The sequence below is a fragment of the Shewanella sp. MF05960 genome (assembly GCF_050849305.1).
Taxonomy (GTDB): domain Bacteria; phylum Pseudomonadota; class Gammaproteobacteria; order Enterobacterales; family Shewanellaceae; genus Shewanella.
This window is the reverse complement of the sequence record NZ_JBOZPS010000018.1, coordinates 58,005-78,449: the sequence shown is the minus strand read 5'-3', so window position 1 is coordinate 78,449 and position 20,445 is coordinate 58,005. Positions and strand designations below refer to the sequence as shown.

Sequence of the window (20,445 nt, the reverse complement as noted above, 5' to 3'; positions counted from 1 at the left end):
GTCAAAATGCTATTAAGCAGCATAGAAGGCACAGAAACCCGCCTTGCAGGAGACACTCAGACCGTTCATTTCTTTGTTGCATTGTCTTAGAAGGGAATAACCATTATTTCAACAATGCGCCTCAAACTGAACAATCTGAGTGACTCTGATTGGTCACATAATTAATGGAATTGGTATAAGCCTTATTTTTTAATCTCGACCGAATTATTGCGGAGGACTATTAGGGCTCACTTGCGACACCGCTTTTTTCCAGCCAGCGTAAATTTCAGCTCTGTGGTCATGATCCATCGTAGAAATAAATTCGCGCTCAGTAGATAACATGGCTTTTAGTTGATCAGTAGACTCCCACACACCAACCGCTAAACCTGCTAAAAATGCCGCGCCCATTGCCGTTGTTTCGGTCACTAATGGTCGAATCACTTTCGCCCCTGTAATATCGGCTTGAAATTGCATTAAAAAGTCATTAGCCACCGCACCGCCATCGACGCGGATTTCGGTTAGTGGCACATCCGAATCTTTACTCATTGCATCCAACACATCACGCGATTGATATGCAATGGCTTCTAACGCTGCACGTATAATATGGTTACGATTCGCACCACGAGTAAGCCCAATAATGGCACCACGGGCATCTGCATCCCAGTATGGCGCGCCTAATCCAACAAAAGCAGGGACTAAATACACACCATTGGTGTCATCCACTTTTTCTGCAAAATATTGGGTATCGCAAGCGTCTGCAATTAAGCCTAGCTCATCGCGCAGCCATTGAATTACCGCCCCGCCCATAAAGACAGACCCCTCTAGCGCATAGTTGACTTTAGCGTCGGCACCAATGGCTACTGTGGTTAGCAATCCATGTGTCGACTCAACCGCTTTCTCGCCAGTATTCATCAATAAAAAGCACCCAGTTCCGTAGGTATTTTTAGCCATACCCGGTTCGATACAAAGCTGGCCAAATAGCGCAGATTGTTGGTCGCCTGCCATACCCGCAACCGGAACATGGTTACCTGCCAGTTCGGTGTAACCGTAGATGGCGCACGACGGTTTGATGCTTGGCAGCATGGCACGTGGAATATCAAATAACTCAAGTAAATCTTGATCCCATTCTTGGGTGTGAATATTAAAGAGCATGGTGCGTGATGCATTAGTCGGCTCGGTAACATGCACTTCACCTTGGGTAAGTTTCCACACTAACCATGTGTCAACCGTACCAAACAATAAATCACCGGCCTCGGCTTGTTCGCGAGCACCTTCAACATTGTCTAAAATCCATTTGATTTTTGAAGCAGAAAAATACGGGTCTAATACCAGTCCAGTTTTTTGGCGCACCATCTCTTCGGCGCCTTGCGCTTTAAGCTGTTGGCAAATACCCTGGCTACGACGACATTGCCATACAACCGCATTACAAATAGGTTTGCCAGTGTGCTTATTCCATACAATGGTGGTTTCACGCTGATTAGTAATACCAATGGCAGCCACATCATGACGGCTTATGCCTGCACGCGTTAACACTTCAACCAATACTGAGCTTTGCGATGACCAAATCTCCATTGGGTCATGCTCAACCCACCCTGCTTGAGGATAATGCTGAGTAAACTCTCGATGCGCAACGGCGACAATATTCGCTTGGTGATCAAACACAATCGCACGAGAACTGGTGGTACCTTGGTCTAACGCGACGATGTATTTCTTAGCAACCATCTGATTTCCTATATCATTTTGACATGATTATTTTTATATGATTTATCTGCTTAATAAGCCAATAGCACATCCTACATCGACATATAAATTTAATGCAAGTATTAGTCTGTGTTTCACAGTAATAGCAAATGGCTTATATTTCTTATGATGATACTTCCTACCAATAACCTTTCTTTAATAAAAAGCTATCCTGGCAGCATCAACGTTATCATCATAGTATAAAAAAGCCCCGCAAATGCGAGGCCCAGCGAGCTAGATTACAAAGACTTTTACATCTTATAGCTTAGTTGTACACCGGTTAACCATACATCACCAGTGGCTTCACCATTGAAGTCGATAGTTGCCAGACCAAGCAAGTCTTGAGATTCGCTAATCGGTGCATCACCGTGCATACGAATATAAGTGACACCAAGATCGACACTCAAGTTTTCAGACACTTGGTAGCCAGTCCCCATACTAAACCAGAAACGATCTGTGTCTGGAATAGTAGTAGTACGGTGTTCATCATCGACTGCCGTTTTATCAAGTGCAAAACCTGCGCGTAACGTCCACTGATCGTTTACGGTGTAGGTTGTACCAATGGCATAGCGCCAGCTGTCTTTAAAGTTTTCTTCTTTCACAATATCTGACTCAATATCGCCCGTCGGTTTAACCTCTCCAGGGAAGTATGCCACTAGTCGCTCAAATGTACTCCACTCAGTCCAATTGATGCTGGCATGCATCGCCCAGTTCTCTGTTAGTTGGTGATAAGAAGCCAGTTCAGCAAAAGCAGGCAATTCGATAGGCAGATAGCCATCAATCTTAATATCTTGTCCGCCGTCATACACCACACCAGAGACTGTACCGTCTAAATCTAGGTCGACACCACTGTGATAAGCTAATCCGATGCGGTTGCTGGTATTGATTTGCCAGCTCGCTCCTGCTTTCCAACCATAGCCAATGTCATCACCTTCCATTGATTTAAGTTCTGTACCTGCTGATGGTAAACGTGCTGATATGCTTGCTGGCACATTAGGGTTGGCACTAATGGCACCAATCCAAGCTGGCGTTGTTGCGCTAACTTCACCTTCGCCATACACCATACGAAGGCCGGCACCCACAGTAAACTCATCATCAATGCGATACGCGATGTTAGGATTAAATTCAACCGTGGTGATGGCTGTGTGGCTACCAAAAATAGCTGCCGCACTTGTTTTGTCGGTTTCGGTGGCTAGGCCATAGTTAGCATTAACCGCCAGACCCCAAGTCCAATGATCATTCAATTGGTTAGAGTAATAAAAATTAGGTACGAGTGCATTATCTGCAACATCGATTTCATCAGCATTCATCACAACTGCATCTGAGCCTAACAAAGGAGAGGTGACACTCACGTCGCCTAACACATCGACATCAGGCATCACGTAAATACCGCCTGTAGAAAGCTGACGGCCTTCAAGATACGCTAGCATTGCTGGGTTACGCGCTTGAGTTGAGGCATTGTCTGCGATTGCAGCTTCACCCGCATACGCTCGGCCCAAACCGGTAGCTGAAGATTCTGCAAGCTGAAAACCTGCTGCGTTGACTTGAGTTGTTGCCCCAAAGACAATGGCGCTGATCGCCAATGTTAACACTGTTTTTTTCATTTTCATTCTCTGTGTTTAAGATTCATACTGCTTAAATCGACCTAAATAGAGCAAAAGCTCGATTCAAATGAGGGCATCAGTGTACGGATCCCAAACCGCTTTGCAACTGGCGTCAGCTTGCACAATGGAGACAATGGTAAGAATTGAAACTGTGATCTAGCGCAAGGTTTTAATTTGTATGAGTGGGTAAAAAAGTAAAAATATAAATAACTGTACGCTCAAATATAATCATCGACAGAAAATAAAAAAATTATCTTTAAAAAACAAAATCATAGATAACACAAAATAGCACGCGAGTTAGCTTTAATGGTCAGTTTTAGTCGCTTATGTTCACATGCCACAGAATGATTTAACCTCTTGCAAACATAAATTAATTTACAAATAAAAATAAAAAAACCTCTCTTTGCGAGCAAAAAGAGGTTTTCAACACAGAACTATCACTCATGGTTCACTTATCTAGCCAATTATCTAGCCAATTAATTAGTCAATTAACTCGCTAATCAGCAGTGTCATAAGCACTCACTGCGGGAGCCTAAGCCGTATAAATGACATTTAAATCGCTTACGCATACCATGGTGGAATTTGGGTTTCATAGTCACTGATGTGCTGTTCAAATGACAAGGTTAAACCTATCGCATCAAGGCCATTAAGCAGTTTATGCCTAGCGGATTCAACCAAACTAAAGTTAAATACAGCACCAGAAGGTGAAGTTACCTTTAAGGCTTGTAAATCGACGGTAATTTGTGCGCCTTCTTCGGCTGCAACTTCATCGATTAATTGCTGTACTTGCTCTGCAGGTAACTTAACTGGCAATAGGCCGTTATTGATTGAGTTGCCGTAAAAAATATCCGCAAATGTCGGGGCAATAATCACTCTTAGCCCAAAATCAGCTAAGGCCCACGGCGCATGCTCGCGCGACGAGCCACAACCAAAGTTTTCTTGGGCTAATAAAATTGATGCGCCTTTATAACGTGGCTGATTAAGTACAAAATCAGGATTGGGTTTATCGCCTGCATCATCCAAATAACGCCAATCATGGAATAAATGTACGCCAAAACCATCACGAGTCACTTTAGATAAAAATTGCTTCGGAATAATCTGATCGGTGTCGATATTTGCACTGTCGATGGTTACCGCTAAACCGGTATGGGCAGTAAATGCTTGCATGTTTATCTCCTATCTCGGTTTAGTAAGGTTGACGAATATCGACAAAGTGACCCGCTATCGCCGCTGCTGCAGCCATTGCTGGGCTAACTAAATGCGTTCGACTACCACGACCTTGTCGACCTTCAAAGTTACGGTTACTGGTTGATGCACAACGGTCGCCCGCTTCTAAGCGGTCATCATTCATCGCCAAGCACATAGAGCAGCCCGGTAAACGCCATTCAAAACCAGCTTCAATAAAGATTTTATCTAAGCCTTCTGCCTCTGCTTGCAGTTTTACCTGGCCAGAACCGGGTACCACAATCGCCACAACGCCCTCTGCCACCTTACGGTTTTTGGCATGCACAGCTGCTGAGCGTAAATCTTCAATACGTGAATTAGTACAAGAGCCAATAAACACCTTATTAATGCTGATGTCGGTCATTTTAGTACCCGGCGTTAAGCCAATGTACTCTAATGCTTTAATCATACTGGTGCGGTTGGTCATGTTCGGCTCATCTTGCGGATTAGGCACCACGGCATCAATGGCCACAACTTGCCCAGGGTTAGTACCCCAGGTTAATTGTGGTGCGATGTCGTTAGCATCTAAAACCACTTCAACATCAAACACGGCATCTGCATCAGTTTTAAGCTCAGACCATGCTGCAACAGCTTGCTCCCACATCGCATCTTTTGGTGAAAACTCACGGCCTTTTAAATAATTAAAGGTGGTTTGGTCTGGCGCCACCATACCGGCTTTAGCTCCCATTTCGATAGCCATGTTACACAAGGTCATACGACCTTCCATGGTTAATGCTTCAATAGCTTCACCACAAAATTCAACCACGTAACCGGTACCGCCATCCATACCTAACTTGCCGATAATAGCTAATACGATATCTTTGGCAGTGACGCCATCGGTCACCTTGCCGCGTACTTCTACTTTCATTGTTTTGGCTTTTAACTGGCGCAGTGTTTGGGTGGCAAGCACGTGCTCGACCTCTGAGGTACCAATACCAAATGCCAATGCGCCAAATGCACCATGGGTTGCGGTGTGCGAGTCGCCACATACAATCACCGTACCGGGTAAGGTAATACCCAGTTCTGGCCCCATTACATGAACAATCCCTTGATTAGGATGGTGAATGTCGTATAAACGCACACCAAACTCTTTACAGTTTTGCGCTAAAGTTTCAACTTGCGTACGTGCCATTGGGCTTAACGCATCTAAACTTGCACTGCGTGTTGAGGTGTTATGATCCATGGTGGCAAAGGTTTTTTCTGGGGCACGTAATTTACGGCCTGCCACTTTTAAACCACTAAAGGCTTGAGGAGAGGTCACTTCATGCACTAAATGGCGATCAACATACACTATTGGCGCTTCGCCTTCTGGGCTCGCCACAATATGCGCATCCCATACTTTTTCGTATAAGGTTTTACCTGTTACTTGAGCCATTACACACCTTCCTGAATTGCTTGAGCGATATAATCACCCATTTGTGCTGTCGACTTAGCTTCGCTGCGCTTATCTGCCGTTAACAGTTCACCGGTTAAGTAACCATTGGATAATGCTTTGGTGACTGCACGCTCAATGGCGTTTGCTGCATCTTCTTGTTTTAAGCTGTGACGTAACATTAATGCCGCAGATAAAATTTGTGCAACGGGGTTGGCAATGCCTTGACCTGCAATATCTGGCGCACTGCCGCCTGCGGGTTCAAATAAACCAAAACCTGTGCTGTTCATACTAGCTGATGATAATAAGCCCATCGAGCCGGTTAACATGGCAATTTCATCTGACAAAATATCGCCAAATAAGTTTGAACATAACATCACGTCAAATTCGTCAGGACGACGCAACAGCTGCATAGTCGCGTTATCAATATAGATGTGCTCTAAGGTCACATCCGGAAAGCCTTTAGCAACCTCTTCAACAACCTGACGCCATAAGACTGAACACGCTAACACGTTAGCTTTGTCTACCGAAGTCACTTTGTTTTTACGGCCACGGGCGGCTTCGAATGCAATGCGGGCAATACGGCTGATCTCGCGGCGACTATAGCGCATGGTATCAAACGCTTCTTCATCATCACCCTCACCTTGACGACCTTTTGGTTTGCCAAAGTAAATGCCTCCGGTTAACTCGCGCACGCACAATACATCAAAACCACGGGCTGATATGTCACTGCGCAGTGGTGACATATGCTCTAAACCATCGTGTAATTTTGCTGGGCGTAAATTACAAAATAGCTCAAAATGGCCCCGTAATGGTAATAATGCGCCACGTTCTGGCTGATCATTCGGCGGTAAGTGCTCCCATTTAGGGCCGCCAACACTGCCAAATAAAATCGCATCAGCGGCTTCACAACCTTTTAAGGTAGCGTCAGGCAAAGGACAACCATGATTATCAATGGCGATGCCGCCAACATCATATTCGGTGTAGTTAATATCCAATCCAAAACGTGTTTCTACGGCACTTAACACTTTACGTGCTTCAGCCATTACCTCTGGACCAATACCATCACCCGACAAAACTGCTATTTGATAACTCATACGCCACCTAACTCCCTTTCTTTATGGATCTGCTGTTTAAAATCAGCCACTTTATCTGCGCGATATACTAAATTCATCACATGCACTAACGCTTGTGCTGAAGCTTCAACGACGTCTGTTGCTAAACCCACACCGTGGAACATTTGTTCGTTATATTTAGCGGTAATATCAACTTGTCCTAGTGCGTTTTGACCTTCGCCTTTTGCACTTAACTTGTAATTAGTAATATTGATTTTACGTTCTGTCGCTCTGGCAATGGCATTATAGGCCGCATCGACAGGACCATTGCCTGTGGCAGCCTCAGTAATATCTTTACCATCAACAGCAATACGTACCGTGGCTGTCGCTACACCTTCTGTAGAATCTGAATGCACCATCATGTGCTGAAGCTGATACTTATCGTCGTCTTGCGCTTGCGACTCCATAAACACCAAGGCTTCTAAATCGTAATCGAATACTTGACCTTTTTTATCCGCTAGGGTTAAAAACTGCTCGTAAAGGCTGTCCATATCATAATCGCTTGGCTGATAACCCATTTCTTCCATGCGATGTTTAATCACATGACGGCCTGAGCGCGAGGTCATGTTTAAGTTGTTACGATTAAGACCGATACTTTCTGGCGTCATAATTTCGTAGGTATTTTTGGCTTTTAGCATGCCGTCTTGATGAATACCTGACGAGTGCGAAAATGCATTAGTACCGACAATCGCTTTGTTTGCTTGAATAGGCATATTGCAAAGCTGACTCACTAACGACGATGTACGGTGGATCTCTTTAGCATTAATACCGCAATCCAAATCAAGTAAACCTTTTCGGGTTGCCAGGATCATCGCGATTTCTTCTAGTGAGCAGTTACCTGCACGCTCACCAATACCATTAATGGTACATTCAATTTGGCGCGCGCCCATTTCAACCGCGGCAATCGAGTTAGCCACCGACAAACCTAAATCATCATGACAATGCACTGAAATCACAGCCTGGTCGATATTGGGCACGCGATTAAAAAGCGTTTTAATAATGCCACCAAACTCACTTGGCACGGTATAACCAACGGTATCAGGAATATTAATGGTACGCGCCCCAGCTTTAATCGCTTCCTCAACCATACGGCACAAATTATCTATTGGCGTACGGCCAGCATCTTCACATGAGAACTCAACATCATCGGTAAAACGTCTGGCGTATTTAACCGCATTAACGGCCATTTCTAATACATCATCAAAAGAACGTTTTAATTTACTTTCGACATGAATTGTCGAGGTAGAAATAAAAGTATGAATACGGAACTGATCAGCCACTGACAAGGCTTGTGCGGCGGCATCAATGTCTTTTTCAAGCGCACGAGATAACGCACACACACGACTGTTTTTAATGGTTTTAGCAATAGTTTGCACTGAGTGAAAATCGCCAGGAGACGACACAGGAAACCCCACTTCCATCACATCAACGCCCAAACGCTCAAGAGCCAACGCAATTTGCAGCTTTTCTTTAACGGTTAAGCTCGCGGCAAGTGCTTGCTCACCATCACGTAACGTAGTATCAAAAATTATGACTCTATCGGACATCGAATTTCTCCATCGACCATCTTGTATGTATTTCACCTAACTGCAAACATCACAACTGGCTCGTTTCAAAAGGGCTATAAACAAAAAACCCCGCGGCTATTAGCGCGGGGTTTGTGTATGCTGAATAATTTATCTCGCATGTAACACAAAGGACTCCGCGCAGTCTATGCGAGAGAGGAGAAGGAGTCCGAGTAAAATCGATTGTGTGTTCATGGTTTTAGTATTCACTTAAAATAATTTTATATTCACATTACGTAATATTGAGTAAATAAATATTCTGTATACATTTCTCTATAGCTAATATTTAACGCGAGCTGGCTCCGCTGTCAACCCTAAATTACTCAACTTGAGAAAGATTACGACGTACTAGTACCTCATTACGCTCAGCACATGCAATCTCGCCAGCGCTCAGAGGGCATATTTTTATCATAAGTACCTAACAGTGCTAGATCAAAATTTGTGAACTTAAGTGGCTGCATCGTTTATATATTTATGTATCCACGATTAAAAAATCGTATACTTCAAGCAACCCAATTTGAGTAGATGTAACCGATGACCCGTTCGAAAGAAGCCAATAAATATAAATTTAATCGCATTATGAGCTTTATGTTTAGTTTATTGCTTTTTACCATCGCGGCACCGGCATTATCTCTACCTTCGCAAGAGCTATTACTCAGTGACGACATCGTCCAGAAAACTCAGTCACTCAATGTTAGTGAACAATTGGATGTGATTAGTAATATCAATTCGCAAAAATCAGAAGACGCAAGAACACTCTTAACCGCGCTTGAACGCCAACAAAGCACTCAATCTTTTAGCAACATAGAAACCCTACGATTAAGCTTACTGCGTTGCTTTAATTTACTCGAGTTTGGTGAATTCAGTCAGGCAATCACGCTTGCCAAGCAAGGTGAAACCAATGCACGACAATTAAAATACGATGTTGCTAGGCCTTATTTTATTCAGTGCGAAGCTTCTGCAAATCAAAGCCTTGGTAATGTATTGCAAGAGCAACGTCTGACAGAAGAAGCATTGAGACTAGCAAGGCGATATTCTGAAAAACAAGCTATTGTTAATGGCCTGTATTTACGCAGTAGACAAAATACAAGCTTAGAAAATTACAACCAATCGATTGAAGATTTACGCTTAGCATTAGATATTTTTGATGAAGCACAAGAACAATTTCAACAATGGTATTTACTGCCTAAGTCTTATTTAAAAGCAGAGATATCTAACGTATTTTTTTCTATGGGTGACATTGCAGAAGCTTTACATTTTGCTGAGCAAGTAGAGCAAGATAACTCCTCCTTCGGTAAACTTAATTTTGCATTTGCTATCAACCTTGCTCGAATACACATCACACTAAATAATAAAGAGAAAGTGCTTAATTACCTGCATACCGCTGAGTTAGAAAATCATAAAAATACAGCGGAGAAAGACTTAGCTATAAGTAATGCAATACTTTCTGGGATTCACTTATATGTCGGTAATACCGATATTGCAGAACAACAAGCGAAATCAAGCATTAGCGTTCTTACCAAATTTCAAGAGCCGATCTATGTCATGCGCATAAAACGGACATTAGCCAAGATTTATCTCGCGCAGAAAAAAGATACTCAAGCAATATCATTGCTCAATGAGATTATCGAGCAAGCTAACGAACTTAAACAATTTTCCGATCTGGAAGAGTTTACTCAGATCATTAGTGAATATTATGCAGCAAACAATCAGTTTGAATTAGCTTATCAATTTCAGGTGCAACGCTTTGATGCAACCAAACAAGCCACCGCTAAACTCAATAACGCTCACTTTATCCAGTATCAAGCCCGCTTAGCAGAGCAAAATAACCCCCAACCTATCGATGAAGAACCAACATCTAATATGAATCAAAATCTTGCGATTACCGCGTTGATTATCTTATTGTTATCGATTGGTTTAGTGCTCTTTCTGACTAAAAAACCACAAGCGGTATTAGTCGACAAAAAAGAAGAAACTCAACAACAACAACGGATTGACAACGCACTGCTCAATGCCAAACAAGGTCATTATCAAATGAGTATGCTACTGGTTAATATCAATCGTATCCGTCAGGTGGATATTCCCTATGTTGAACAGCAGTTTCAATTGGCATTAAGAGAGCAAGATCTGCTATTTCGCCATAGCCTCGATGAGTTAATTATTCTGTTGCCTCACACATCATCTGCCGGGGCAACTAGAGTCATGCATCAAATAGAACAGATACTCAGCAATTGGAAAAGCGATGTTAAAACCAGTATCGGTCTGGCGAGTTTACAACAGTTAGACACATTTGAAGTCTTGATGAAGCGAGCGATATTAAATCAATTGAGTAAAATGAAACCACAAGACACCAAAGTCACTTAACTGACATTTGGCCATTACACACGGCGTATTTAAAACATAAAGGCTAAGCGTTAGCCTTTTGTTAAATAGTCACTGATCTCATCTAAAAACTCACAGCCAAAACGGTCAAGTTTTATTTGGCCAACACCGTTTACTGCAAGCATTTCACCTGGGCTGGTAGGCAGCATGGCTGACATCTCAGCCAGCGTAGCATCGTTAAAGACCAAATACGGTGGAATATCATGTTGCTCAGCGAGCTCTCGGCGCAAGAGTTTTAATCGTGCAAATAATTTACGATCGTACTGCTGTACCGCGCGGGTATTCGGTTTACGCTTAACATCGAGTAGCTGGATCCGCGGCTCAGCCAACATTAAGGTCATTTCAGCTTTTAAAATTGTTCTTGCTGCTGGATTTAAGCGAATACTTGAACCTCGAGTAATATCCTGACTCGCCAACCCTAAGTGAATTAACTGCCTCAACACACTGACCCAATGCTCTGTCGATTTATCGGCACCGATCCCCCAAGTGGTTAACTTATCATGGCCTCTATCAACCACATTTGCGGCTTTAGAACCTCTGAGTACATCAATTACATGGTGAATACCAAAGCGTTGTTGTAAGCGATAAATACACGACAATACTTTTTGCGCATCTTCGGTGCCATCGTAACGTTTAGGCGGGTCCAAACAAATATCGCAGTTACCACAAGGCTCAGATGCCACCTCATCAAAATAATTCAATAATACCTGACGGCGACAGGTTTGCGCCTCAGCAAAAGCAGCCATAGTGTGTAACTTATGAAACTCAACTTGTTGCTGCGGACCGGGTTCTGATTGCTCAATTAAATGCCTCACCCGACCAATATCGGCAGGGTCAAACAACATGTACGCTTCAGCTTCTAAACCATCTCGTCCCGCTCGGCCGGTTTCTTGATAATAAGCTTCAATGCTTTTAGGGATATCGTAATGCACCACAAAGCGCACATTTGATTTGTTAATTCCCATACCAAAAGCCACCGTGGCAACCACAATATCAATCTGATCTTTTAAAAATTTGTCTTGTGCATCAGCACGCTCATCTTGGCTCATCCCCGCATGATATGCTTGAGCATTAAATCCTTGTAAACGCAGGCGCTCTGCCACTTCATCCACTCGGCGGCGACTACTGCAATATACAATACCGCTGGCACCATTTTGTATAGTGACAAACTGACGCAACTGGTTGGCTGCATTTAATTTTTCAGCCACGGTATAACGAATGTTTGGACGGTCAAAACTTGATAATAAGGTATACGGAGCAATATTTAAGCGTTCACAAATACTGAGTCGTGTCGCTTGATCTGCGGTGGCAGTTAATGCCATTAACGGAATATACGGAAAATACGCTTTTAACTGCCCAAGGGCTGCATATTCAGGCCTAAAATCATGGCCCCACTGGCTGATACAATGTGCTTCATCTACCGCAAACATCGAAAGTTCAACAGATTGCAAACGCTCTATAAAGTCTGGACGCAATAAGCGTTCAGGCGATACATACAAGAGTTTTATCTCGCCTGCATGCAGTCTACGAAGCACTTCTGCACTTTGCTCACGCGGTAAAGATGAATTGAGATACGCTGCAGCAACACCGCTTTGCAACAAACTGTCTACTTGGTCTTTCATTAATGAAATCAGAGGCGATACAACGACTGTCACACCCGGCAAGACTAAAGCGGGTAACTGGTAGCACATACTCTTACCGCCACCAGTAGGCATTATCACTAAGGTGTCTTGGCCTTGTAAACTGCGCTCAATCACGTCTCGCTGCCCTTCACGAAAGGCACGATAACCAAATACCTGCTGTAAACTGGCCGATAACACATCCTGCTCTGCAGCAGTATCAAGAGTTGGGCTTGGCGTTGAAGTCAGATTATCCATTCACACTATGATGTCATTTAAAGGATGGTCATTTTAAAGCACTCAGCCACAGATGTCTTGAAGCAAAGTGCAATTGGTTTATTTAACATGCCGATGATGATTGAGTATTGAACACTTTAGCGTTAGATTAAATACTCTATGCGCATTGAAAATACATACAAAAATAATAAATCAACCTGAGCCCGGGATAAGGGATGAACTTATACCTTTTAAAATCAACAATTTACCCACCATCACTTTCAAGCTTGTCATTTGTTCTGCTAACAAGGCGAATTGACGCGTCAATAGCTAGCCTATTGTAAGTCGATTCAACGCAGTTAGCAGGGCAAAGGACTGTTTGAAAGGCGTTTATTATCCCGAGCTCAGGTTAAATACGACAAGGATTGCCCATGACTTCATCTATTCAAGATAAAGCCTTACAACAAGTTGCAGAGATTTTTGATAAACACGTACCATTCCATAATTTACTCGGATTAGACATTAAGCATTACGACATTAATGGGGTTGAGGTCGTGATTAAAATGAAACCCGAACTGATTGGTAACATCCATCAAAACATTCTTCATGGTGGCGTTACCGCAACGTTACTTGATGTAGTGGGTGGTCTAACCGCCTTTGCAGGGCTAGTTGCCAGCCGTGATGACTGGACAATGGAAGAATTACAACAACGCTTAACCACCTTAGGCACCATTGATATGCGGGTTGATTTTTTGCGCCCTGGTCGCGGAGAAATATTTACCGGTACCGGCACAGTGATTAGGGCGGGCAACCGAGTATCTGTTTGCCGAATGGAATTACATAATGAGTTAGGCACTCATATTGCTTTTGGTACAGGCACTTATATGGTGGGTTAATTTAGCATCGGCAATGTATCAACGTCATTGCCACGTTAAACTGACAGTTAACCAATAAAAACAAATCGCTTAATCACTTGTGTCATCAATAGGGGCAACCTACAATCGCCCCTCTTTTCGTTGTTGCCATTGTTGACTCACTATGCCTGATTTAGAATATCGTAAAGGGGTTTTCCTCGCGATTTGCGCTTACACCATTTGGGGTATCGCCCCTTTATATTTCAAACTATTACATCAAGTTCCAGCCACTGACATTTTAATGCACCGTGTTGTATGGTCATTTCTGTTTATGATCATTTTGATGCAATTTATAGGTGGATTCAGTCGCTTACGCCTCATTCTTAAACAGCCCAAGCAACTACTCATTTTGCTCACAACTTCGATATTAATCGCAGCAAACTGGCTTATTTTTATCTGGGCAGTCAATAACGACCACATGCTTGATGCAAGCTTAGGTTATTTTATTAATCCATTGTTTAACGTATTGCTAGGCATGGTGTTTCTTGGCGAACGCTTACGTAAATTACAATGGGTTGCTGTTACATTAGCGAGTGTGGGTGTCCTGGTGCAGTTAATCTCGTTTGGTTCAATTCCGTTGGTATCTTTGGCTCTTGCAGCAAGCTTTGGTTTTTATGGTTTACTGCGCAAAAAAGTCAATATTGATGCAAAATCTGGCTTACTGGTTGAAACTGCTATTTTATTACCGGTTGCACTCGGTTACTTATTGGTCACGTTAGACAGCTCACCTGTTAGCATGTTAACCAATAGCCTTAACCTCAACTTACTGTTAGTGGCTGCGGGTATTGTTACCACCATCCCACTTTTATGTTTTGCCGGTTCGGCGGTCAGAATTCCATTTTCTATTTTGGGTTTCTTCCAATACATTGGCCCAAGCATCATGTTCATTCTTGCAGTAAAACTGTTTAATGAGCCTTTTGACATTGAAAAAGGCATCACTTTTTGTTTTATCTGGGGAGCACTGGTGATATTTGTTGGCGACATGGTACTGCAACGCCAGCGTCGTCATGTGGCCACTAAAAAAGCGGCCGCAGTGAAGATTTAATCAATAGGTTGTTTGGACTGTGCGCTAGCATGCAACTTTGCTAGCGCTTCATCTGCATCGATTACGCTAAACAAAATCACTCGATCATGACTGATTGGCAAGAGGATCACGCCTTCAGATTCAGTAACCGACAGCAAGGCTTTAACGCCATTATTCAATGAAAACCAACCCAGAGAATACCCTGGCAAACCTAAACCATTTGTGCGCCATTTAGCGGCGTATTCAGGCTCTTTAATCAGGTTAACTACACGCGCTTGTGCAAAATCAACGAGGTCAGTATCTATCTCATTCGAATACAGCGGAATATTTACCCGCAACAGTTTGTTATCCCAAGAAATATTACTGCTAAATGATTGATATAAAATAAAGACAAATAAAGCCATTAGCGGCAACATGATGCCTAAAGTAAGATATTTAGCATTACTCGGAATGGGTTTCACAAAAATAAAGACGGTTAACGCGAGCAAACCTAATAATACTGCAATAACGCTGTTTATCGCCCCTGAATCAAGTGGCGTTAACGCGATAACATCCATAAGTCCTCCTCAGTAAAACTCATATTATACCGCTCACTTTCGTTTATTTTACCCATAAAAAATGCCGGAATAACCGACATTTTATGGTGTGTATCAATTATAAATCGAGCGCTAGAATTTTTGAACGACGCTGATAGTTGTACAATTGTTTTTTCTTGTTTGGTAACTCTTCAACATCAACAATATTAAAACCATGCTCTAAAAACCAATGGATACTGCGAGTCGTTAATGCAAACAAACGTGAATAACCACGCACTCGCGCTTGACCAATAATGTTATTCAATAAGATGCTGCCTCGGTCGGCATCACGATAATCAGGATGCACCACTAAACACGCAAACTCACCGGCATTATCTTCTTCAAATGGGTATAGCGCAGCGCAACCAATAACTAAGTTATCGCGCTCAACTAACATAAACTGCTCAATTTCCATTTCAAGCTGCTCACGAGAACGGCGCACTAAAATACCTTGCTCTTCTAATGGACGAATTAAGTTTAAAATACCACCTATATCGCTGATCGTGGCACGGCGTAAACGCTCTGCACTTTGTGTCACAATCTGAGTACCAATACCTTCGCGAGAAAACAGCTCTTGCAGTAATGCACCATCGTCTAAATAGCTCACTAAATGACAACGTGGCACTCCACGACGACACGCTTCTACACTGGCCTTTAAAAACGCCATAGTGCCTACCGTTGTATGATCATCTACAGACATGGTTTTTAGCATTTCTTCGATGTCATCAGGCATTAACTCAGCAATCACTTCGCCATGTTTGCCGATGAGGCCGTTAGTATCACTAAAACCAATAATTTTGTCTGCTTTAAGCTTAATGGCGACTTGAGTCGCCACTTCTTCAGCTGTGAGGTTAAAACTTTCACCCGTAACAGAAGCCGCTATCGGCCCCATCAACACAATGCCGTTATTGTCGAGTTGGCGGCGTAAGCCCTGCGCATCAATACGACGCACCTTACCACTCAAACAAAAATCAACACCGTCATCGACACCTAGAGGCTGTGCAATAACAAAATTACCACTCACTACGTTAATTTGTGCATTTTGCATTGGCGTATTGCCTAAGCTCATCGACAATCTTGCAGTAATATCAAACTGAGTCGCACCGGCTACCTGCTTAATAATTTTTAAAGTATCTTCATCCGTAATGCGGATGCCATTATGGTATGCCGGCTCGATACCCGCAGCTTTGAGCCCTGCATCAATTTGCGGCCTAGCACCATAAACTAATACCACTTCAATCCCGAGTGAATGCAACAAGGCAACATCATTTAAAATGCCGCGAAATTGCGGATGCGCTAATGCTTCGCCACCTAACATGACGACAAAAGTTTTACCTCTATGGGCATTAACATAAGGAGCAGAATGACGAAATCCATCAACCAGTTCAGTGGTTCTCACAGGCAAATTCACCTCGGTAATTAGTTTGGTGTTAGTCATACTTGCAACCTGAGTGCAGTTACAAGCCAGAATGTAGTATAGAATAATGATGGTATTGCATTTTAATTCACTTTTAAAGCATTTTATTTCACATTAAACAAAAAATAGTTTGTCCGTTAAGTGTGAAAAAATCATTACAGCCATAACGTTAGTTTAACTGAATGCACTATCTTGCTTTACGCACTTTTGCTCTCTCAAACAGCATAAACTTTATCATACCAATCATTATTAGAATATGATCTATTTTAGACTGCGCCACTAGGGCCGGTATAATGAAAATGACTGTAGGTGTATTAACCTACATCAAAGGCATTTGAAGCAGTAATGGGTCTAGTAACACTGCCCCGAAGGGCGAATGTATCAGCATTGCCTTCTTTGTTAACGTACAACTGCATGGATAATTTTCGCTAAAAGAGCACATTCTAATGTGGATTGGTGTCAGTATAGCTTACTTTTCTTTAGGCATAAAAAAAGCCCCAATGAAGGGGCTTTTTTAAGAATCAAAAATCAATTACTTGATTTTAGCTTCTTTATACATAACGTGCTGACGAATAACTGGATCAAATTTCTTGATTTCCATTTTCTCAGGCATGTTACGCTTGTTCTTTTCAGTAGTGTAGAAGTGACCGGTTTTAGCACTAGATACTAATTTGATCTTCTCACGATTACCTTTAGATTTAGCCATTTTCTATTATACCTTCTCGCCACGGGCACGAAGTTCAGCAACAACAACTTCAATACCTTTCTTATCGATAATACGGATACCTTTAGTAGATACACGTAGTTGTACGAAGCGTTTTTCTTCTTCTAACCAAAAACGGTGGTTTTGTAGGTTAGGTAAAAAACGACGACGAGTCGAATTTTTAGCGTGCGAACGGTTGTTACCAACCATTGGCTTCTTGCCAGTTACTTGGCATACTCTTGACATGTCAATCTTCTCCAAAACAAATTTTTAACGCTCGAGCATTAATGTGCCTCGTATGGCCGTCGCCCGAGGCACAAAGAGGGCGCATTTTATACACGATTGACCATATAAGATCAAGCAGTGTTTATACAATCCATCCTCGCTCGGCAAAGGAGACTATCTCCTGATCACCTACAACCATATGATCTAACAAAGAAACATCTATGGTTGCCAATGCATTTTTTATTCGCTCAGTTATTCGCCGATCAGCCTGGCTTGGCTCTGCAATGCCAGACGGGTGATTGTGACACACTATCACCGCTGCTGCTTTTTTCTCCAACACAAGGCTAATAACCTCGCGAGGATAAACAGAAGCGGAATCGATGGTGCCACGAAATAATTCTACAAATTGAATGACTCTATGTTGGGTATCCAACAATAGTAAGGCGAACACTTCATAGGATCGGTCTGCTAATTGTCTCATTAAATAGTCCCGAGTTAAATCAGGATTTGTCAAAATTTGCCCTCTTTGTAGATTTTCATGCGCAATTCGCTTAGAAATCTCGGCTGCAGCCTGTAATTGAGCATATTTTACCGGCCCAACACCGGCTAATTTGCACACTTGGCTCTTCGATGCACTTAACAAGCTTCGTAAACCACCAAACTGATTTATCATTTCGCGGGCTAAATCCACTGCATTTTGACCCGCTAGACCATTTCGTAAAATCACCGCTAATAATTCAGCATCAGACAAATGCCCTGCACCATTTAGTAATAACTTTTCTCGCGGCCCCTCACCTTGAGGCCAATCTTTTATACCCATGTATGCTCCTTGTTATCTTAAAGACGCCATACCCTCGACGAATTCAACCAAGTTGCATAAATTCGTTACTACTACGCCAATACTGAATTGATGTGCCTTTAAAAACCCACGTTGAAATCATGACATCTTCTTAATGGGTAACACGCTCTCAATTATTTACACCCTCTTATAATCAGTTACACAGTATGGTCGATATTTTTGAGATTGGATCCACGCAAATTGTCACAGGTTTGTGATATTGTTAGCCGCAATTAGGATAGAGTCGGATAATGCACAACATGCTGACAAATAAAAAAGTACTACTCGGAATTGGTGGCGGCATTGCTGCGTATAAAAGTGCCGATCTTATTCGTCGCTTAAAAGAACGCGGCGCAGATGTACGAGTCATCATGACCCAAAGCGCCATGGAATTTATTACACCATTAACGATTCAAGCGCTTTCGGGCCATCCTGTTGCCTCTGATTTGCTCGATCCTGCTGCAGAAGCCGCAATGGGCCATATCGAACTGGCACGCTGGGCAGACGTAGTGTTACTCGCTCCTGCTACAGCAAATTTAATGGCACGTATTAATGCCGGCATGGCAGACGAACTACTCACCACCACATGTTTAGCCACGAGTGCACCAATCATTGTGTGCCCGGCTATGAATCAACAGATGTATCAAAACATCGCTACCCAAGAGAACATGGCCAATCTAGCCCGCAAAGGCTTAATCATTTGGCAGCCAGCCTCAGGCAACCAGGCCTGTGGTGAAGTCGGTCCAGGTCGTATGCAAGAGCCCGTCGCCATAGCCGAACAACTGGTGCAGTTTTTTGGGCCAAAGTCTTTACAAGGTCATAAATTGTTACTCACCGCTGGGCCAACCCGCGAAGCCATTGACCCGGTGCGTTATATATCCAACCACAGCTCTGGCAAAATGGGCTTTGCTCTGGCACAAGCCGCTGCAGAAATGGGCGCAGAGGTGACACTCGTCTCAGGGCCGGTCAATCTTGCCACACCAGTAGGTGTTAAGCGTATTGATGTGGGTTCTGCACAACAAATGCTCGATGCCGTAATGCAACAAGTTGAACAACATGATATTTTTATCGGCTGCGCCGCAGTAGCAGACTATCGAATTGCCGATGTCGCCGATCAAAAAATTAAAAAATCGGCAGAAGAAATGCAGCTTGCACTGGTGCGTAATCCTGATATCTTAGCCACGGTAGCTCAGCACACAACACGACCTTTCACAGTCGGCTTTGCCGCTGAAACGAACGACGTAGAGCAATACGCTCGCGGTAAACTACAGCGTAAAAAACTGGATATGATTGCCGCTAACGATGTCTCTATTCAAGGCTTAGGCTTTAATGCCGATAGCAATGCACTACAAGTATTTTGGCAAGACGGCAGCCAACAACTGCCCGCAACAGACAAACTCACACTGGCGCGCCAATTACTCACATTGATAGAACAACAACTAAAAAAATCATGAAAACACCCATTGAACTAAAAATTCTCGACTCGCGTATTGGCAGTGAATTTCCGCTGCCAGCTTATGCTACTCCCGGTAGTGCAGGCATGGACTTACGCGCAATGACTGACACGGCAATGGTCATAGAGCCAGGACAAACCGTATTAATTCCAACAGGTATCGCCATTCATGTGGCCGACCCAAGCCTGGCTGCAGTGATTTTACCGCGCTCAGGTATGGGCCATAAAAATGGCATTGTGCTGGGTAATTTGGTCGGCTTAATTGACTCCGATTACCAGGGGCAACTTATGGTGTCATGTTGGAACAGAAGTGATAAACCATTCACACTCAACATTGGCGATCGTTTAGCCCAATTAATGTTTGTCCCTGTTGTACAAGCCCAATTTACCCTTGTGGATGAGTTTAATAGCTCAGATCGTGGAGAAGGCGGATTTGGTCACTCTGGTACCAAATAACCTTTTCAAGTAGTCACTGAGCCA

At 43.1% G+C, this 20,445-nt stretch carries 17 protein-coding genes; 5 read left to right on the top strand and 12 right to left on the bottom strand.

Going from position 1 to position 20,445, the window contains the following annotated elements; translation table 11 throughout:
• Positions 1–204: 204 nt before the first annotated feature.
• The 6 genes from glpK to leuA form a co-directional block, all read right to left on the bottom strand.
• A complete protein-coding gene (glpK, locus tag ACROAE_RS16575) occupies positions 205–1,701 on the bottom strand; it encodes a glycerol kinase GlpK (protein WP_432403744.1) in 1,497 nt (498 codons plus the stop codon).
• Between the two features lie 269 nt (positions 1,702–1,970).
• Positions 1,971–3,323 (bottom strand): outer membrane protein transport protein, encoded by a 1,353-nt coding sequence (locus tag ACROAE_RS16570; RefSeq protein ID WP_432403742.1) that lies wholly within the window; start codon positions 3,321–3,323, stop codon positions 1,971–1,973.
• Between the two features lie 561 nt (positions 3,324–3,884).
• Entirely contained in the window at positions 3,885–4,490 is a 606-nt protein-coding gene (gene leuD, locus ACROAE_RS16565) for a 3-isopropylmalate dehydratase small subunit (RefSeq protein WP_432403739.1), read from the bottom strand.
• 19 nt (positions 4,491–4,509) lie between these two features.
• The gene (gene leuC / locus ACROAE_RS16560; RefSeq protein ID WP_432403737.1) at positions 4,510–5,922 is read right to left on the bottom strand and encodes a 3-isopropylmalate dehydratase large subunit; all 1,413 of its coding nucleotides are present in this window, start codon (positions 5,920–5,922) and stop codon (positions 4,510–4,512) included.
• Positions 5,922–7,016 carry a 3-isopropylmalate dehydrogenase gene (gene leuB, locus ACROAE_RS16555; protein ID WP_432403735.1) on the bottom strand — a complete coding sequence of 365 codons (1,095 nt, stop codon included), beginning with the start codon at positions 7,014–7,016 and terminating at the stop codon, positions 5,922–5,924. The genes leuC and leuB overlap by 1 nt, the downstream gene beginning before the upstream one ends.
• The gene (gene leuA, locus ACROAE_RS16550; protein ID WP_432403733.1) at positions 7,013–8,581 is read right to left on the bottom strand and encodes a 2-isopropylmalate synthase; all 1,569 of its coding nucleotides are present in this window, start codon (positions 8,579–8,581) and stop codon (positions 7,013–7,015) included. Before leuA ends, leuB begins: the two co-directional genes overlap by 4 nt.
• A 552-nt stretch (positions 8,582–9,133) precedes the next feature.
• Here leuA and ACROAE_RS16545 point away from each other — a divergent pair.
• Positions 9,134–10,963 (top strand): diguanylate cyclase domain-containing protein, encoded by a 1,830-nt coding sequence (locus ACROAE_RS16545; RefSeq protein WP_432403730.1) that lies wholly within the window; start codon positions 9,134–9,136, stop codon positions 10,961–10,963.
• Between the two features lie 50 nt (positions 10,964–11,013).
• On the opposite strand, the gene recQ is transcribed toward ACROAE_RS16545, so the two are convergent.
• Entirely contained in the window at positions 11,014–12,858 is a 1,845-nt protein-coding gene (gene recQ / locus ACROAE_RS16540; RefSeq protein WP_432403727.1) for a DNA helicase RecQ, read from the bottom strand.
• 389 nt (positions 12,859–13,247) lie between these two features.
• Between recQ and ACROAE_RS16535 the strand changes: the two genes are divergently transcribed.
• Both ACROAE_RS16535 and rarD read left to right on the top strand, forming a co-directional pair.
• Positions 13,248–13,712, top strand: coding sequence for a thioesterase family protein (locus tag ACROAE_RS16535; RefSeq protein WP_432403725.1), 465 nt, complete (start codon positions 13,248–13,250; stop codon positions 13,710–13,712).
• A gap of 142 nt (positions 13,713–13,854) precedes the next feature.
• Entirely contained in the window at positions 13,855–14,775 is a 921-nt protein-coding gene (gene rarD / locus ACROAE_RS16530) for an EamA family transporter RarD (protein ID WP_432403723.1), read from the top strand.
• On the opposite strand, the gene ACROAE_RS16525 is transcribed toward rarD, so the two are convergent.
• The 5 genes from ACROAE_RS16525 to radC all read right to left on the bottom strand — a co-directional run bounded on the left by ACROAE_RS16525 (position 14,772) and on the right by radC (position 18,494).
• Positions 14,772–15,311, bottom strand: a complete 540-nt coding sequence (locus tag ACROAE_RS16525) for a PH domain-containing protein (RefSeq protein ID WP_432403721.1) — start codon at positions 15,309–15,311, stop codon at positions 14,772–14,774. The two genes, rarD and ACROAE_RS16525, sit on opposite strands and share 4 nt — an antisense overlap.
• A 97-nt stretch (positions 15,312–15,408) precedes the next feature.
• Positions 15,409–16,728, bottom strand: a complete 1,320-nt coding sequence (gene argA, locus ACROAE_RS16520; protein ID WP_432403788.1) for an amino-acid N-acetyltransferase — start codon at positions 16,726–16,728, stop codon at positions 15,409–15,411.
• A gap of 550 nt (positions 16,729–17,278) precedes the next feature.
• Complete coding sequence (gene rpmG / locus ACROAE_RS16515) at positions 17,279–17,452, bottom strand: 50S ribosomal protein L33 (RefSeq protein WP_011494790.1); 174 nt, start codon at positions 17,450–17,452, stop codon at positions 17,279–17,281.
• A 6-nt stretch (positions 17,453–17,458) separates the two neighbouring features.
• Positions 17,459–17,695 carry a 50S ribosomal protein L28 gene (gene rpmB / locus ACROAE_RS16510; RefSeq protein WP_137223931.1) on the bottom strand — a complete coding sequence of 79 codons (237 nt, stop codon included), beginning with the start codon at positions 17,693–17,695 and terminating at the stop codon, positions 17,459–17,461.
• 121 nt (positions 17,696–17,816) lie between these two features.
• Positions 17,817–18,494: a RadC family protein gene (gene radC / locus ACROAE_RS16505; RefSeq protein WP_188959009.1), complete on the bottom strand. Its 678-nt coding sequence runs from the start codon at positions 18,492–18,494 to the stop codon at positions 17,817–17,819.
• 278 nt (positions 18,495–18,772) lie between these two features.
• Between radC and coaBC the strand changes: the two genes are divergently transcribed.
• Positions 18,773–19,966, top strand: coding sequence for a bifunctional phosphopantothenoylcysteine decarboxylase/phosphopantothenate--cysteine ligase CoaBC (gene coaBC, locus ACROAE_RS16500; RefSeq protein ID WP_432403718.1), 1,194 nt, complete (start codon positions 18,773–18,775; stop codon positions 19,964–19,966).
• Complete coding sequence (dut, locus tag ACROAE_RS16495) at positions 19,963–20,421, top strand: dUTP diphosphatase (RefSeq protein WP_432403716.1); 459 nt, start codon at positions 19,963–19,965, stop codon at positions 20,419–20,421. Before coaBC ends, dut begins: the two co-directional genes overlap by 4 nt.
• Positions 20,422–20,445 lie beyond the last annotated feature (24 nt).